Annotated in this window: 12 protein-coding genes; 9 read left to right on the top strand and 3 right to left on the bottom strand. The window is 66.0% G+C overall.

What is annotated here, in order from left to right:
- Positions 1-65: 65 nt before the first annotated feature.
- On the top strand, positions 66-3,035 hold the full coding sequence (gene leuS / locus D2E24_RS03315; RefSeq protein WP_125967909.1) for a leucine--tRNA ligase: 2,970 nt from the start codon (positions 66-68) through the stop codon (positions 3,033-3,035).
- A 131-nt stretch (positions 3,036-3,166) separates the two neighbouring features.
- On the opposite strand, the gene D2E24_RS03310 is transcribed toward leuS, so the two are convergent.
- Complete coding sequence (locus D2E24_RS03310; protein WP_125967908.1) at positions 3,167-4,186, bottom strand: LacI family DNA-binding transcriptional regulator; 1,020 nt, start codon at positions 4,184-4,186, stop codon at positions 3,167-3,169.
- A 311-nt stretch (positions 4,187-4,497) separates the two neighbouring features.
- Here D2E24_RS03310 and D2E24_RS03305 point away from each other — a divergent pair, with 311 nt between their 5' ends.
- From D2E24_RS03305 to D2E24_RS03270, 8 genes are all read left to right on the top strand, one after another.
- Positions 4,498-5,271, top strand: a complete 774-nt coding sequence (locus tag D2E24_RS03305) for an SDR family oxidoreductase (RefSeq protein WP_125967907.1) — start codon at positions 4,498-4,500, stop codon at positions 5,269-5,271.
- A gap of 29 nt (positions 5,272-5,300) precedes the next feature.
- On the top strand, positions 5,301-6,635 hold the full coding sequence (locus tag D2E24_RS03300; RefSeq protein ID WP_125967906.1) for a gluconate:H+ symporter: 1,335 nt from the start codon (positions 5,301-5,303) through the stop codon (positions 6,633-6,635).
- 413 nt (positions 6,636-7,048) lie between these two features.
- On the top strand, positions 7,049-7,828 hold the full coding sequence (locus D2E24_RS03295; RefSeq protein ID WP_241222827.1) for a ComEA family DNA-binding protein: 780 nt from the start codon (positions 7,049-7,051) through the stop codon (positions 7,826-7,828).
- A 254-nt stretch (positions 7,829-8,082) separates the two neighbouring features.
- Entirely contained in the window at positions 8,083-9,801 is a 1,719-nt protein-coding gene (locus D2E24_RS03290) for a ComEC/Rec2 family competence protein (RefSeq protein ID WP_164520981.1), read from the top strand.
- Between the two features lie 77 nt (positions 9,802-9,878).
- Positions 9,879-10,853 (top strand): DNA polymerase III subunit delta, encoded by a 975-nt coding sequence (gene holA, locus D2E24_RS03285; protein WP_125967904.1) that lies wholly within the window; start codon positions 9,879-9,881, stop codon positions 10,851-10,853.
- 100 nt (positions 10,854-10,953) lie between these two features.
- On the top strand, positions 10,954-11,520 hold the full coding sequence (tsaE, locus tag D2E24_RS03280) for a tRNA (adenosine(37)-N6)-threonylcarbamoyltransferase complex ATPase subunit type 1 TsaE (RefSeq protein ID WP_125967903.1): 567 nt from the start codon (positions 10,954-10,956) through the stop codon (positions 11,518-11,520).
- Between the two features lie 41 nt (positions 11,521-11,561).
- Positions 11,562-12,662, top strand: a complete 1,101-nt coding sequence (ychF, locus tag D2E24_RS03275) for a redox-regulated ATPase YchF (protein ID WP_125967902.1) — start codon at positions 11,562-11,564, stop codon at positions 12,660-12,662.
- Positions 12,663-13,149: 487 nt separating this feature from the next.
- Positions 13,150-13,686, top strand: a complete 537-nt coding sequence (locus tag D2E24_RS03270) for a PBECR4 domain-containing protein (RefSeq protein WP_125967901.1) — start codon at positions 13,150-13,152, stop codon at positions 13,684-13,686.
- Between the two features lie 89 nt (positions 13,687-13,775).
- Here the strand turns inward: D2E24_RS03270 and D2E24_RS03265 are convergent, their stop codons facing one another.
- Together D2E24_RS03265 and D2E24_RS03260 are read right to left on the bottom strand one after the other, a co-directional pair.
- The gene (locus D2E24_RS03265; RefSeq protein ID WP_125967900.1) at positions 13,776-15,017 is read right to left on the bottom strand and encodes a Fic family protein; all 1,242 of its coding nucleotides are present in this window, start codon (positions 15,015-15,017) and stop codon (positions 13,776-13,778) included.
- Positions 15,018-15,392: 375 nt separating this feature from the next.
- Positions 15,393-16,367, bottom strand: a complete 975-nt coding sequence (locus D2E24_RS03260) for a DUF4236 domain-containing protein (RefSeq protein WP_164520980.1) — start codon at positions 16,365-16,367, stop codon at positions 15,393-15,395.
- Positions 16,368-16,378 lie beyond the last annotated feature (11 nt).

Below are 16,378 nucleotides of genomic sequence, written 5' to 3'. Positions count from 1 at the left end.
CGCCGCCGTCCCACTATGCGCGCGGGCGCTCGCGCATGTCCGGCAACACGGCAATAATGCGGCTTATGGCTAATGAGAAGAACCCCGCGGAGACCGCCGGCGTGCCCGCCGAACCGGCTTTCCGCTACAACGCGACGCTCGCGCAGGACATCGAGACGAAGTGGCAGAAGAAGTGGGATGACGAAGGCACGTTCTGGGCCGCCAACGTCAACGGCGACCTCAAGGACGGCAAGGGCCGCAACGCCGAGGGCCGCCCCTCCTTCTTCGCGATGGACATGTTCCCCTACCCGTCGGGCAAGGGCCTGCACGTGGGCCACCCGCTCGGCTACCTGGCGACCGACGTGGTCAGCCGCTACCACCGCATGAAGGGCGAGAACGTGCTGCACGCGATGGGCTACGACGCCTTCGGCCTGCCGGCCGAGCAGTACGCGGTGCAGACCGGCCAGCATCCGCGCATCACCACCGAGCAGAACATCGCCAACATGCGCCGCCAGCTGCACCGCATGGGCCTGTCGTTCGACGACCGCCGCTCGTTCGCCACGATCGACCCCGGCTACGTGCGCTGGACCCAGTGGATCTTCTCGCGCATCTACGACGCCTGGTACGATCCCGAGGCCGTCAACCCGAGCGGCACCAAGGGCTGCGCCCGTCCGATCGCCGACCTCGTGGCCGAATTCGAATCCGGCGAGCGCGCCATCCCCGGCTTCGAGGGCCGCGCGTGGGCCGACCTGACCCGCGCCGAGCAGGCGGACGTGCTCAACGACTTCCGTCTGGCCTACATCTCCAAGTCGCCGGTGAACTGGTGCCCGGGCCTGGGCACCGTGCTCGCCAACGAGGAGGTCACCGCCGAAGGCAAGTCCGAGCGCGGCAACTTCCCGGTGTTCCAGCGCGAGCTGCGCCAGTGGTCGATGCGCATCACCGAATACGGCCACCGTCTGATCGCCGACCTCGACGGCATCGACTGGCCGGAGAAGGTCAAGCTGATGCAGCGCAACTGGATCGGCGAATCCCACGGCGCGTCCGTGCACTTCGAGGTCGCCACGGCCGACGGTGTGCAGGACATGGAGATCTACACCACCCGCCCCGACACCCTGTTCGGCACCACGTTCGCGGTCGTCTCCCCGGAGCACGCCCTGCTGCATCACGTGCCGGCCGAATGGCCCGAAGGCACGCCCGAGGCGTGGACCGGCGGCTACGCGACCCCGGTCGAGGCCGTCGCCGCCTACCGCAAGGCCGCCGAGTCGAAGACCGCGAAGGACCGCGTCGAGGAGGCCGGCGAGAAGACCGGCCTGTTCACCGGCCTGTACGCGACGAACCCGATCACCGGCGCGCAGCTGCCGCTGTTCACCGCCGACTACGTCCTCATGGACTACGGCACCGGCGCGATCATGGCCGTGCCGGGCGGCGACCAGCGCGACTACGACTTCGCCGCCAAGTACGGTCTGCCGGTCATCTACACCGTGCAGCCGCTGCCCGAATCCGGCGACGACCTGTCCGCCTACGAGGGCAGGGCGCCGTTCGTCTCGCACGACGGCATCGTCATCAACTCGTCCGTCGAGGCGACCCACGCCAAGGGCGACGCGCTGTCGCTGGACGGCCTGCGCGTCGACGACGCGATCGCGAAGGTCAACGCGTGGCTTGAGGAGGCCGGCGTCGGCCGCGGCACGGTCAGCTACCGTCTGCGCGACTGGCTGTTCTCCCGCCAGCGCTACTGGGGCGAGCCGTTCCCGATCGTCTACGACGAGGACGGCGTGCCGCACCTGCTGCCGGATTCGTCGCTGCCGATCAACCTGCCCGACGTGCCCGACTACCAGCCGCGCACCTTCGACCCGATGGACGCCGAATCCAACCCGGAGGCGCCGCTGAGCCGCAACGAGGACTGGGTGAAGGTCGAGCTCGACCTGGGCGACGGCGTGAAGACGTACTGGCGCGACACGAACACGATGCCCAACTGGGCCGGCTCCTGCTGGTACTACATGCGCTACCTGGACCCGACCGACGCCGAGCACATGGTCGACCGCGCCGAATTCGACTACTGGATGGGCCCGAACCACAACGAGACCGCGGGCGAGGCCGGCGGCGTCGACCTGTACATCGGCGGCGTCGAACATGCGGTGCTGCACCTGCTGTACTCGCGCTTCTGGCACAAGGTCCTGTTCGACCTGGGCTACGTGGATTCGGCCGAGCCGTTCCACAAGCTGTTCAACCAGGGCATGATCCAGGCGTTCGCCTACACCGACGACCGCGGCCAGTACGTGCCGGCCGCCGAGGTCGAGGAGGGCGAGCCGGACGCGAGCGGCGAGCCGACGTTCACCTGGAACGGCGAGCACGTCAACCGCGAGTTCGGCAAGATGGGCAAGAGCCTCAAGAACATCGTCACCCCGGACGACATGTACGTGAACTACGGCGCCGACACGTTCCGCCTGTACGAGATGAGCATGGGCCCGCTGGCCGACTCGCGCCCGTGGAACACGCGCAACGTGGTCGGCGGCATGCGCTTCCTGCAGCGCCTGTGGCGCAACGTGCTCGACGAGGCCACGGGCGAGGTGCGCGTGACCGACGGCGAGCTCGACGCCAAGACGCTCAAGCTGCTCAACAACACGATCGCCGAGGTGACCGAGGAGATGGAGGGCATGCGCCCGAACACCGCGATCTCCAAGCTCATCGTGCTCAACAACCATCTGACGACGCTGGACGCCGTGCCGTGCGCCGCCGTCGAGCCGCTGATCCTCATGCTCTCGCCGATCGCCCCGCACATCTGCGAGGAGCTGTGGGCGCGTCTGGGCCACGCCGAGTCGCTGGCCCACGAGCCGTGGCCGGTCGCCGACGAGCGTTACGTCGGTCAGGACACGGTCACCGCGGTCGTGCAGATCAAGGGCAAGGTGCGCGCCAAGCTCGAAGTCGCCGCCGACATCGACCCGGCCGAGCTGGAGAGGCTTGCACTGGAGGCCGTCGCCGAGCGTCTGGGCGGCAAGGCCCCGCGCAAGGTGATCGTCAAGGCCCCGAAGATCGTGTCGATCGTCCCGGCCGAGTGACGTTCGCCGTCCCCGCCCTGAGCGGGGATTGAAGGCATGAATCTTCCGATACCGTGGCGCCCGTGAACCTGATGGGGTTCACGGGCGCCACGGTATTCCGGCCGGGTCATGCGCCTCCGCGAGCGGTTGCGCTATATCGAGGGTGCCTCCACCACTTCGACGGGCAATGTGACGATACGGCTTGCGGCGTACGGGTCGTTCCCCCCGGCCCGGGAGCGGATCTGCTCGAGCAGATTGTGCGCGGCGGCCTGTCCCAGCTTCTGGGGGTCCTGCTGCAGCAGATGGATGCCGTCCTGCACATACTGCGACCACTGCCAGTCGTCGAAGCTGACCAGCCCCACATCCTTCGGAAACGTGATATGCAGACGGCGCAGCGCGGCAAGGGTGTCGAACAGCAGTGGCCCCATCAGCGAGACGATTGCGGTCCGGCCATGCACATGGTCGAGCGTGACGGCGATCTTGCGCGCCAGCCAGTCGACGTCCTCCTCGCCGGCTTCGAAATGCAGCAGCAGCGCATTGCTGTCCTCCGCTCCGGACAGCAGCCCCTCCACACGTTTGTTCTGCGCCGAGATCTCGCTGCGTACACGGGTGAGCGCGATGATGTTGCCGTACCCCTTGTCCGCCAGATGGCGTGCGAGAAGACGGCAGGAATCCGTATTGTCGGCCGTGACCTGGGCGATGTCGTCGGGACGGTCGTCCGGTTCCCTGTCGATCAGCACCAGCGGCTTACGCGCATCGATGATGGATTCATAGGCGGAGAAAAGACGGGCGCTGGGCTGTACGATCAGCCCGTCCACCTGCTGGGAGAGCAGACGGTCTATCGCATCATGCTCCTCCTGCAGCGAGTTGTTCGCATTCATGAGCATCACGTCATAGCCGATGGGCTGCAGTTTGGTGTAGATGCCTTTGAACATCAGTGACGAGAACACGTTCGAGATGTCCGCCACGACCACGCCGATGACGTGGGTGTCCTGCTGGCGCATGCGTTGGGCGGATGCGCTGGGCCGGTATTGCAGACGATCCACGGTCTCCTGGATGCGGGTTCTGGTGGCGTCGCTCATCTTGCCGTAATTGCCGTTGATGAACCTGGACACCGTGGTCACCGATACCTGTGCCTCGCGGGCGATATCGGCGATGGTCACCTTGGCCATGGAACCTCCTTGTATCAAGCTCCGTGATGGAGGGGCCCGCGCCGGGTGCCGATCAGCGTGACGGCATGCGGCGACACGCCGGCGGATGCTTGGAAATGGGCCGTTCTCCACCTCCTTGGGAAAAGGATACACCATGCAAATTGACGCACTCTGGTGGCGATGATATATTTTGGGGGTATCGATACACCACACAGAAAACAACAGGGTTTTTATGAGTGATGATAACGATACACCAATAATGATCCCGAAACGGGCCGGCGGTGAACGAGCATTGGCGGCCTGCAAAGGTGCAATCAACGAGGAGAACCACAATGGCGGAGTTTTCTATTCACAGCTTTGAACTGACCGATAAGGTCGTGCTCATCACCGGCGGAGCCAGCGGACTGGGGCAGTACTACACCCAGGCCGTAAGCAAGGTCGGCGCCGATGTATTCGTCGTATCCTACGACCGGACCGGCTGGGAGGAGACCCGTGCCGCCGTCGAAGCCAACGGCCGCAAGGTGGTGTTCCTCGAACAGGACATCACCGAACCCGGCGCGGCGAAGAAGATCGTGGACGCGGCGATGTCCGAATTCGGCCGCATCGACGTGCTCATCAACAATGCCGGCATGCAGCGCCGCCACGAACTCGTCGACTTCCCGGACGAGGACTGGAAGGCGGTCATCGAACTGAACCTCAACGCCCTGTACTATCTGTCCCATGAAGTGGCGAAGGTGATGATCGAACAGCGGAGCGGCAAGATCGTCAACATCGGCTCGATGCAGTCCTACCGGGCCGGCAAGTTCATCTTCCCCTACGCCGCCAGCAAGCATGCGGTCATGGGCCTGACCCGTGCCTACGCCGACGCGCTGGCGCCATACAACGTCCAGGTCAACGGACTGGCCCCCGGCTACATCAACACTCCGATGACCAAGGCGCTGCAGGAGGATCCGGTGCGCAGCGTCGAAATCCGCGAGCATATTCCCGCCGGCCACTGGGGAGAACCCCATGAGCTCATGGGTGCCATGGTGTTCCTGTGCTCCGACGCATCCGACTACGTCACCGGCGTCATGCTGCCCGTCGACGGCGGCTACCTGCTGCGCTAGCATCGACGGTCCTCTGAGTGGAGAACATCATGCCTTTGCTCATCGTGGCCTGCGCCGTGGCAGTGCTCATCGTCCTGATCGTCAAATGCAAGCTCAACACCTTCGTCTCGCTGATCGTCGTCTCCTTCCTGACTGCGCTCGTACTCAGGATTCCGGTCGGTGACATTCCAAGCACCATCGAAACCGGCATCGGAGGTCAGCTCGGCCATCTGGCCGTCATCTTCGGATTCGGATCCATGCTCGGCAAGCTCGTCTCGGACTCCGGCGGCGGGCATCGCATCGCCATGACGCTGATCCGGCGATTCGGCCAGCGTCATATCCAGATCGCCGTGGTGCTCGCGGCGTTCATCGTGGGCTTCGCCCTGTTCTTCGAAGTGGGTCTTGTGGTCCTGCTGCCGATCATCTTCGTGATCGCCCGCGAACTTGACCTGCCGCTCATGTATCTCGGCATTCCGATGGCCATCACCCTTAATGTGGCGCATGCATTCCTGCCGCCGCATCCGGCGCCGACCGCCATCACCGAGACCCTCGGTGCGAACATGGGGCATGTTCTGCTCTACGGCGTCATCGTCGCCGTTCCAACGGTCATCGTAGCCGGTCCGTTGTTCAACATGCTGCTGCATCGAATCAAGCCGGGGCTGTACCGCAGGAACGTCGACATCGCGGTGCTGGGCGAATTCCACGAGTTCGACGAGGACGAGACCCCCGGTTTCGCCATCTCCGTACTCACCTCCATGATGCCGGTGCTGCTGATCTCCGTCGCCACGATCTGCTCGTTCGCGCTCCCGGAAGGCAATGCGATCAACCAGGTCATCCAGTTCGTCGGCGCTCCCGATGCGGCGATGCTGCTGTCCATGCTGTTCGCGGTCTGGTCCATGGGATTCGCCCGGGGCAGGACCATGACCGAGATCGCCGGTTCGATGACCGCGTCCGTCAAGCAGATAGCCATGATGCTGCTCATCATCGGCGGTGGCGGCGCATTCAAGCAGGTGCTCGTGGACGGCGGCATCTCCGACTACGTCTCCAACCTGTTCGCCGATATCAACATGCCTCCGCTCATCGCGGCGTGGCTGGTGGCCGCTGTGCTGCGTCTATGTCTGGGATCGGCCACCGTCGCATCGTTGACCGCGGCCGGACTGGTGGCTCCGCTGATGGCGCTGTCCCCGGTCAATCCGGCCCTGATGGTGCTGGCGGTGGGAGCCGGTTCCGTGATCGCCGACCACGTCAACGACGCGGGATTCTGGATGATCAAGGAATACTTCGGCCTCACCCTCAAGGAGACCTTCATGTCCTGGACGGCCGCCACCACGGTGATGTCGGTGACGGGACTCGTGTCGGTGCTTGGACTGTCCCTGATCGTATGATTCCCAGCCCGATGCGATGTGGATGGTGAAGTCGCACTACCTATCTGCTGAGGCAGGGCGTGGATTCGGCCTCATGCCGTCATAACGACGCCGGTGCGGGAGGCCCGGCGCTCGTGTGGATAACCTGTTGTGGATAACCCGAGCGTTCGACCACATGACCCGGTCGCGCTGGACAAGGCGCCCATGCATGACCCATCGTGGCATGCATGGGCGCCTTTCGCATACTCCCGGCCGGATCGACGGCCGGCACCGGTGACGCCGGCCTCGGAGCGGTCGGTGCGGCCGGCCACGCCGTGTCCGCCGCCGGTGCGGCTGGTTCGCGGCTGCGCGGGTTGGCTGACAGGCCGGCATCGTCGGCTCCGATGGTTGCGGCGGTCGGTCCTCCGCCGCCACCGCCGTCGCCGATACCGACGGTGGCGCAGTCGAACGGCCGTCATGCGTCGGATTGTCGCAAGTCGGCCGCTGCAGGGCGCCACGCCGATGTCCGCGCCGTCGCTGCGGAACGTGCGTCGCTGGCTGACCTGACCGGCGTGCGATCGTCGGACGGCGAGACGGAACGCGGCCGCGTCCGACGCGACCGTCCGCGACTCGCGTTCACGCCGACGCACGCGCTGGGCGCGATCCTGCTGCTCGCCGCAGCACTGTCGGCCAGCCTGACCATGCTTCTCAGTCAGGCGATCCGCTACGAGACCGCCCTGTCCGCCGCGAACGCCGCGACGCGCGTCGCCGGCGACCACGGTGGCGCCGTCGGCGACGATGACGGTAGTGGGAACGGCGGGGTCGGCGGCGGGCAGTCGGACGTTGCGACGGGGGAGCGGACATCCCCGGACGGTGCCGGTGCATCATCCTCCGACGATTCCGCTGGTACGACATCGGAGGGTGACGGTACAGCCGCCGATGGCGTCGGGCCGACGGACGACGGCGGGAATCCCGGCGTCGGCGAGTCGAGCGCGAACGATGGGAATCGGCCGTCCGCCGAGGCCGCCGCCCCCGACGACGGGCGCATCGACCTCAACACGGCCACGTCGGACGAACTGCAGACCATCAACGGCATCGGGCCGGTCACCGCCGGGCGCATCATCGACTACCGCACGCAGCACGGGCGGTTCGACAGCGTCGACCAGCTGCTCGACGTCAAAGGCATCGGCGCGAAGACCCTCGCCAAGATCAGGGATCAGGTGACGGTCCGATGAGCGTCCGACACGAACGGGACCGGCGGTGGAAGGATCGAGAACAGGGGAGCCGCGACTGGCGGATGCTGCCCGCAGCCCTGTTCGCATGGGCGTCCGGCCTCGCCGTCCACCACGGATTCACGACCATCATGGAAGGTCCGCCCGCATCGTCGGCTTCGACCACTGCCTCCGCAGCGTCAGACGCGATGCCATCCACGACTCCGATACCGACATTGGATACGGCCACGGCAACGGCAGCCGGTCCGGATTCGATCGTGGCCGGAGTCCTCATCGCGATTGCGCCGGTCGCCATCACCGCCATACTGGTCATCCTGACCGTCCTGCCGGTCCACCGGATATTCGCACCTCCCGTGGCGCGCGGCATGCGCATAACGCACGGCATCATGACGGTCGCCTGCGCCGCCGCGCTGACCATCGGCGTCGCCACGCTCGCCGTCGACCTGCGGCAATGGGCCGACCCGGCGGCCACGGCCGTCCGCGCCGGCGACACGACGGTCACCGTCCGCGTGCGCATCCGCACGCCCGCCGCCGTCGCCGACACGCGCGACACCGACTGCCAGGCCGACGTCATCATCGACGCCGTCGCCGCGCCGGCTGACGTCCTCGGCACGACCGGCATGACGGAACGAACGGGGGAGAACACCGCCGTCGTCAGTGCCGCCGACCCCGCCGCGGCCGACGCGCTCGTCGAACGCGCGTCCGCGATGCCGGCGCGACTGTACGCGTCCGGCCGCGACTGCGCGGCGCTCGCCGACGGCGCGACGGTACGCGTGCGCGGCGTGCTGACGGAGGCGCGTTACGGGCGGCAGCCATTGTGGCTGACCGCCGGCAGCGAGACCGCCGGCGGATCGTCCGGCATCGAGACGATCCGCGCACCCTGCCTGCACAAGCGCGTCATCGCCCGCATGCACGACGCGTTCTTCGCCGTCGCCGACCGGCTGCCCGACCAGGGCCGTATCCTCGTGCCCGGGCTCACGCTCGGCATGCTCGGCCAGGACCATGTCGCCGCGGACGGCACCGTCTCCCGCATCGACGGCACGTACGCGCAGCGCGTCGAGGACGACTTCCGACGATCCGGCATCATGCATCTCATGGCCGTATCCGGCGGCCATTTCATGCTCGTCGCCGGCCTGATCCGCCGCCTGTGCGCCCGGTTCCTCACGCCGCGGCGCATCACCGCCGCATGCGTGGCCGGCGCATACCTGCTGCTCGCCGCCGGCATGTACCCGTCCGATTCGGTGCGCCGCGCGCTCGTCATGGGACTCATCGGCGCCGGCGCCCACTGGCTCGGCCGCCGCAGCCAATCCGTCAGCGCGCTGAGCTGGACCGTCCTCATCGTCCTCGCCGTCGACCCGACCATGGCGCGCAGCTACGGGTTCGCGCTCTCCGGCGCCGCCGTACTCGGCATCGTGCTCCTCGCCGGGCCGATCGGCGCATGGCTCGGCATGCTGCTGCCCGCCTTCCTCGCCGCGCCGCTCGCCATGACCGTCGCCGCGCAGAGCCTCACCCTGCCCATCCAGATCATCATGAGCCCCGAACTGCCGCTCGCCTCCATCCCCGCCAACCTGCTCGTCTCGCCGTTCGTCGACCTCGCCACGATGGCCGGCCTCGCCTCGCTCGCCCTCTCCTGGATCAGCCCCGTCCTCGGCTACCCGCCCGCCCGGCTCGCCGCATGCGGCACGCGCGTCATGGAAGCCGTCGCCTCCCGACTCGCCGCCGGCGAACACGCGACCCTCCCATGGGTCGACGGCATCGCCGGCGCGGTGTTGATGCTCGCCGCCGAAACGGCGCTCGCCCTGCTGGTCGTCGCCGGGCGACGGCTCGCGCGACGGCTGCGCACGGACGTGCCCGGCCTGCCCGGCCAGTCGTTCCGCCCGCGCATCCGCGACCGGATCGCCCTATGGTGGGAGCGCACCGCGGACGCGTTCGGCACCGACTGGGCGGACCCGCCCGGACGGGAGGCCGGACCATGACCGGGACCTACGATCGGACCCATGCACGGCCCCGCGCGCGGACGGCGTTGTCCAGCGATACGGTCAGATTGGTGGGCATGGCGAAAAAGGCAGGGGCGGGCGCGCCGGTACGCATCGTATACGGCGGCGACCCGTACCTCAACGAGCAGACGGCACGGGACCTGCGCATCCAGGCCGAACACCGGCGCCCCGACGCCGAAACCGTCGAACTCGACGCGACCGTCGCCGGACGCTACGCGTTCGACGAGGCCGTCAGCCCGTCGCTGCTCAGCGACGCGGCCATCGTCGTCGTCACCAACCTGCAGAACGCCGACGAGAAACTCGGCGACGCGATCGTCGACTACTGCGGACAGGCCGCCGACGATCCGACGGACGCCAGCGTCGTCATCTGCCGCCACGACGGCGGAGTGAAGGGCAAACGGCTCGTCGACCGGCTCGAGAAGGCCGGCGCGCGCAAGGAGACCGTCCCCGACCTCAAGAAGGCCGACGCGAAACTCAACTTCACCATCCAACGCTTCGAACGGCAGGGGCGCCGCGTCGACCCGCTCGCCGCCCAGCAGCTCGTCGCCGTGCTCGGCGAACGCACCGGCGAACTCGCCGCCATGTGCGACCAGCTGTGCTTCGACTTCGACGACGACCCGATCGGCATCGAACGCGTCAACCAGTACATGACCGCCAACCCGCAGGTCACCGGATTCGCCGTCGCCGACGCGGCCATCGCCGGACGCACCGCCGACGCGATCGTGCAGATGCGCGCCGCCGTCGAACAGGGCACCGACCCGATCGCGCTCATCGGCGCGCTCGCGATGAAACTGCGCGGCCTCGCCAAGGCGTCCGCCGTCAAATCCGGCACGCTGAGCACGGCCGAGGCGAAGATGAACCCGTGGGTGCTCAAGAACTCGATGCGCCAGCTGGGCGGATGGACGTCCGCCGGCATGGCCCGCTGCGTGCAGCTGCTCGCATGGGCCGACGAACAGAGCAAGACGAACGGCGGCGACCCGGTGTACGCGCTCGAACGCTGCATCGAGGCGATCAGCCACAAGGGACGCTGACGGCCGCGACCGCCACGGAACCACGGGCGCGACCGCCGGCATCCGGCCGCATCGGACCCGCACCTATCAGACGACACGGAACAGGGGAGGACCCACGACCATGACCGCAATCACCATCGACGTGCCCACCGGCGACGACATGCGCGCGCTGGGCGAACGCCTCGCGCGCATCGTGCGCGGCGGCGACGTGCTGCTCCTGTCCGGCCCGCTCGGCGCCGGCAAGACCACGCTCGCACAGGGCTTCGGACGGGGACTGGGCATCGACGAGCCGATCGTGTCGCCCACGTTCACCATCGCGCGCGAACTCGACGGTCGTCTCGCCGACGGCTCGCCCGCACACCTCGTGCACGTCGACGCGTACCGGCTGGGCGGCAATGCGTACGCGCCCGGCCAGGACGCGATCGGCCGTCTCCTGGACGAGCTCGAATCGCTCGGCCTCGACGAGGAGCTCGAATCGCCCGGCGCCGGCACGGTCGTGCTGATGGAATGGGGCGAGCAGATGGCCGCCGCGCTCGCACCGGAACGGCTCGAGATCCACATCGACCGCTCCGTGCGCGCCGGCGCGGCGACGTCCGCCGACGGTGAACTGACCGGCGACGGCGTGCGCACCGTCACGCTCGTGCCGGTCGGCGACGCATGGCGCGACCGCGCGGCGTCGCTCGGCTGACGGCCCGCGCCGACGTCCAGCGTGGCCTTAGACTGGAAGGCATGTCTCTTACCATTGGAATCGTAGGTCTGCCGAACGTCGGCAAGTCCACCATGTTCAACGCGCTGACGCGCAACAACGTGCTTGCGGAGAACTATCCGTTCGCCACCATCGAACCGAACACCGGCATCGTGCCGCTGCCCGACAAGCGCCTGCCCGTGCTCGCCGAACTCGTGCACACCGAGAAGATCGTGCCCGCGACCGTCACGTTCGTCGACATCGCCGGCATCGTCAAGGGCGCCTCCGAAGGCGAAGGCCTGGGCAACAAGTTCCTCGCCAACATCCGCGAGGCCGACGCGATCTGCGAGGTCGTGCGCGCGTTCGAGAACGACGACATCGTGCACGTCAACGGCAAGGTCGACCCGGCCGACGACATCGACACGATCAACACCGAACTGATCCTCGCCGACATGCAGACCATCGAGAACGCGCTGCCGAAGCTCGAGAAGGACCTGCGCGGCAAGAAGGTCACCCCCGAATACGTGGCCGCCGTCAGGAAGGCCAAGGAGATCCTCGAAGCGGGCGAGACCATCGACCACGCCGCCTCCGAAGGCCGCATCGACAAGGCCGACGTGGTCGACCTGCACCTGCTGACCGCCAAGCCGTTCATCTACGTGTTCAACGTCGACGACGCCGAACTCGCCAACGACGAGCTCAAGGAGCGTCTGGCCGCATCCGTCGCCCCCGCCAAGGCGATCTTCCTCAACGCCCAGTTCGAAGCCGACCTGACCGACCTCGACGAGGAGGACGCGCGCGAGATGCTCGCCGACGCCGGCCTCGACGAGTCGGGCCTCGATCAGCTGGCCCGCGTCGGATTCGACATCCTCGGCCTGTCCACGTTCCTGACGGCCGGCGAGAAGGAGGTGCGTGCCTGGCAGATCCACAAGGGCTACACCGCCCCGCAGGCCGCCGGCGTGATCCACACCGACTTCGAACGCGGCTTCATCAAGGCCGAGGTCGTCTCCTACGACGACTTCGTGGCCGCCTCCGGCTCGATCGCCAAGATCAAGGAGGAGGGCCGCCTGCGCCTCGAAGGCAAGGACTACGTGATGCAGGACGGCGACATCGTCGAGTTCAAGTTCAACGTGTCCAAGGGCAAGTAAGCCGGTTGCCGAAAACGGCGTGGTGCCCGCGTTTCGGAGTTCTGGAACGCGGGTACCACGCCGCTTTTCGATTATCGGGAAACCGGTGTTTCCCGTGCGGATGGAATCACGATGGGATCCCCTTTGAGGGGCGGCAGTGTTCCTGTCGCGTCTCGCTGACGGCACAGGAGTTGGCTTTTCGTCGATGAGGATGTTAGGCTGTGAGGCGAGCTTGAAAGCCTGAGTCCGCCTTGCTGGTGGGGCGGGATTTCCGGCTTGAGGCCGCATGACCGGCTGCCGCAGGCATCCGATGGCGCAATCATGAACGCCACCCGCGAGAGCTGGATGTCACCGCCCACTGGCAGGGCCAGACGGTTTGGACGGACCGATGCCACAACAGACCTTCGGGTTTAGTCATGCAGAAGACTGTAAAAAGACGGTCACGCGGCTTCGGAGGGGCATCTTCGCCGGATGCCCCTCTAATTTTTTTGACTTCACGGGGGTGCGCATGAACATAACCAAGGCCAAGAGCCTCATGCTCGCATCGGCGAGAGCCGCCATCCCCGCATACTCCAGACTGGTCGGCATGACCACCACGTTCATCTGCGAGGACGGATTTGCCCTGCCCGTCCGGTGGGAGGCTTCGAACTTCGCTCATCTGTGCGGCCTCGACTACTACACCGACGGCACCCGCACCAGACGATACCCGTACGTCAAACTCTACGAACATATAGCCGCCGGCAAACGTATTTCCGAACGTCAACTCGCCCCCAACGGAGACCCCAGATGGCTCCCATACAAGGCCGAAGCCATCACCGGGGCCTTCCATCTCGACAAAGCCGAAGTCATCGTGGAATCAGGCAACAGCCGTATCCTCTTCTATACCGGCAACACCGTATGGTGCATCGGCGTCGGCTACGACCGTGAACACGACTATTACTACCCGCAGTCACTCGTCCGCAAATCCTACGAGAAAGCCATGAAGCCTGGCAGCGCCATCCACCGCATCGACCGCATCGAATACCGGCCGACCACAGACGGCTGACCAAAGCCCCGGCGCTCGTAGATGAGCGGTCGGGGCTTTTCGCTGATGTACATGACTGATACGTCCGGAGTCGGCCTCTATCGCGGCCGCTACCGCAGTCGCAGGAAGCGTTCCCGGGCGGCTTCGGACAGCGAGTACCGGATCGGGCGCATGCCATGCTCCTGCAGCAGTCCCAGCGCGAGCAGACGTTCGATGGAGGTCATCAGTCTGGTGTTGCCGACGTCCAGATGGGCGCGCAGGCTCTTGCGCGACACCGGCTGCGGGTCGCCGTCGAACAGCTCCACCTGCAGCAGGTGGAACAGGATCTCCCGCTGGTTCGACGTCAGGCCCTCCTGCTCGACGTAGCGGCCAAGCTGGTCCTGAGCCGCCGTCAGCGCGGTGCGCCTGCCATCCAGATCGTCGATGATGTTCCGCTGCGCCGTGATGATGAATCGGACCATCCGATGGCAGAACAGCGACGCATCCGAACAGTTGAGCGGGAATTGAGCGTCGTCGAACGCCTTGTAGTACTGGCTTTTGGCGTCGGCGATGACCGGACTGAGCGATATCGCGGTGGGCACGCTCAGATGCTTGCTCAGTTGCAGCGCCATCAGGAACCTGCCGGTCCGGCCGTTCCCGTCATAGAACGGATGGATGCATTCGAAGGCGTAATGGCACATCGCCGCCCTCAGCACCGGGGGGATGCCCTCGTCGGAGAGCAAAGCGATCCATTTGGTCAGCTGCACCTTGATCTCGGATTCGGGGTATGCGCCGTCGTGGAGCCTGCGGCCGTTCGCATCCCATACGGCGACCTTCCCCTGACGGAACAGGTCACCGTCCGGGCGGTTCTTGTCCGCGATCTCGCCGGCGGTCACCTGATCGTAAATGCCGCGGATGTCCTGCAGTTCTCGCGGCAGGTCAAGCCGTTGCTCTCCCTCGCCGGACAGGCCGAGGAACAGCTTGGCGAATTCCACCAGCCGTTTGTGCGATCCTTCTCCGCTCGCCGCCTCCAATGCGTCCGTGACCTCCCTACGAGTGGTATGGACGCCTTCGATCGTGTTGGTGCTCTGCACTTCGGCGCCGATGAGGTCGAACAGATAGGCGCGCCTCGCGATGGTCGGCAGCCCGTTCCACAGGGATTCGACGCGCACCTCGAGCTCTCTGACGGCATCGAGCGCCGTGCTCAGCTCCCGGAAGCATACGACGAACATCTCATGCCCGTCGAACGTGATCCCGGAACGGAACGTCGACCACCCGTTCAGTCGCGACTCGTATTCGCGTTGCGCCAGCTCCGACGGCGGCTCCGTCGACCTGGACATGCCGATGGTCTGCCTGATGCTCTTGTACTGCATTTACCGATCACCTTGATTTCGGGCATATCTATGTTTTATGTATTCAGTCTAGCCTTCTATATGTCGAAAATGGTAAAAATCAATATATAGATGAAATGCAGTGTTCAAGGATATGCCCGAAAATAGAGGTAATGAACTATCCGAAAGAATGTCATTGACCATGTGGCCACGGATTCGCTGCGATTCATGATGTAGGGGAGTCGTCGGAGCGAAGAAGAGCGTCTGCTTCGGACATCATTCATCCGACCGCGAGCATGCTTCGCGGCTGCGGAATATATGACGCCAGATATACGGACACCATGGTTCCGGCATCTCCAAGTGAAGGTCGCCGAAACCATGATGTGGTCTCCATGGCGGGAATCGGCTTATTCGCTTTTATTCGCAGGCGATGCCGTCGCCGTCGCGGTCGAGCTTGCTCGAGTAGCCGGGCTGGCCGCGGTAGATGGGCGCCGCGCCGGCGGCACGGGCCTCCGAACAGTTCTTGAAGTAGACGTTCTGCTGGGGCTGCTGGGGCGCCACGGCCTGCGACTGCTGTTGCTGGGCCGCCTGGATGGCCTCCTGCTGCTTGCGCTGCTTCTCCTGCTCGCGTTGGGCGATGTTGGCCTCCCTCGCGTCGAGGTCGGACTGGCGTTTGTCCTGATCCTTCTGCGTCTGCTCCTGCTGGGTCTTCTGCTTGTCGAGTTCGGATTGCTGCTTCTCGAGTTCGGTCTGCTTCTTGTCCAGCTCAGCCTGCTGCTGTTCGATCTGGGTGCGTTGCTCGTCGAGACCGTCGACCTGATCGGACAGGTCGTCCAGCCGCTGCTGGATCTCGGCGGATCTCGACTGCTCTTCGACGAGTTGCGTCTGCAGCTCCTTGTACTGGGTGCTGTCGGTCGGGTTCGCGGTCATGCCTCCCGCGCCGACGCCCAGCACGAACGCCACGGCCAGCGCCGCGACGGGCTTCCATCCTCCCTTGCGCTTCCCGGACGGAGAGCGGGACCCGTCCGGCGCCATCGCCGGGGGATCGGTCGGCGGAATCTCCGTGGCGTCGATGACCGGCAGGCTGACGGTGTCGATGACCTGCACGTCGGTGCCGGGGGAGACGGTCTTCTTGCCCATGCGTCGCATGCTGCGGTCCTCCTTGCGCTTCTCCTTGCGTGTCGCACCTGCTGGCTTGGCCGTCCCGGCGATCTTGGTGCTGTAGCTGATGCCCGTGCCGGGGATGGATGCGCCCACGCGTGTCCCGTTCCGCCCGACGGTCACATGCGGCGCGCCGCGCTTGCCGAAGGTGATGCTGGACACGCCCTTGCTGCCGACGTTCAGCCGAACGCCCTTGCCGAGCGAAATGGTCTTGCGGAATCTGAATCCCATGACTTCCTCTC

This window comes from Bifidobacterium samirii, assembly GCF_003952945.1.
GTDB lineage: Bacteria > Actinomycetota > Actinomycetes > Actinomycetales > Bifidobacteriaceae > Bifidobacterium > Bifidobacterium samirii.
The sequence above is the reverse complement of the archived record's forward strand: the minus strand, read 5'-3'. Positions and strand labels throughout refer to the sequence as shown.

Excerpts from the sequence above, each read along its gene's own strand:
- D2E24_RS03310 (WP_125967908.1), bottom strand. The coding sequence starts at position 4,186 with ATGGCCAAGGTGACCATCGCCGATATCGCCCGCGAGGCACAGGTATCG.
- leuS (WP_125967909.1), top strand. The coding sequence starts at position 66 with ATGGCTAATGAGAAGAACCCCGCGGAGACCGCCGGCGTGCCCGCCGAA.
- D2E24_RS03265 (WP_125967900.1), bottom strand. The coding sequence starts at position 15,017 with ATGCAGTACAAGAGCATCAGGCAGACCATCGGCATGTCCAGGTCGACG.
- D2E24_RS03300 (WP_125967906.1), top strand. The coding sequence starts at position 5,301 with ATGCCTTTGCTCATCGTGGCCTGCGCCGTGGCAGTGCTCATCGTCCTG.
- holA (WP_125967904.1), top strand. The coding sequence starts at position 9,879 with ATGGCGAAAAAGGCAGGGGCGGGCGCGCCGGTACGCATCGTATACGGC.
- D2E24_RS03305 (WP_125967907.1), top strand. The coding sequence starts at position 4,498 with ATGGCGGAGTTTTCTATTCACAGCTTTGAACTGACCGATAAGGTCGTG.
- tsaE (WP_125967903.1), top strand. The coding sequence starts at position 10,954 with ATGACCGCAATCACCATCGACGTGCCCACCGGCGACGACATGCGCGCG.
- ychF (WP_125967902.1), top strand. The coding sequence starts at position 11,562 with ATGTCTCTTACCATTGGAATCGTAGGTCTGCCGAACGTCGGCAAGTCC.
- D2E24_RS03260 (WP_164520980.1), bottom strand. The coding sequence starts at position 16,367 with ATGGGATTCAGATTCCGCAAGACCATTTCGCTCGGCAAGGGCGTTCGG.
- D2E24_RS03270 (WP_125967901.1), top strand. The coding sequence starts at position 13,150 with ATGAACATAACCAAGGCCAAGAGCCTCATGCTCGCATCGGCGAGAGCC.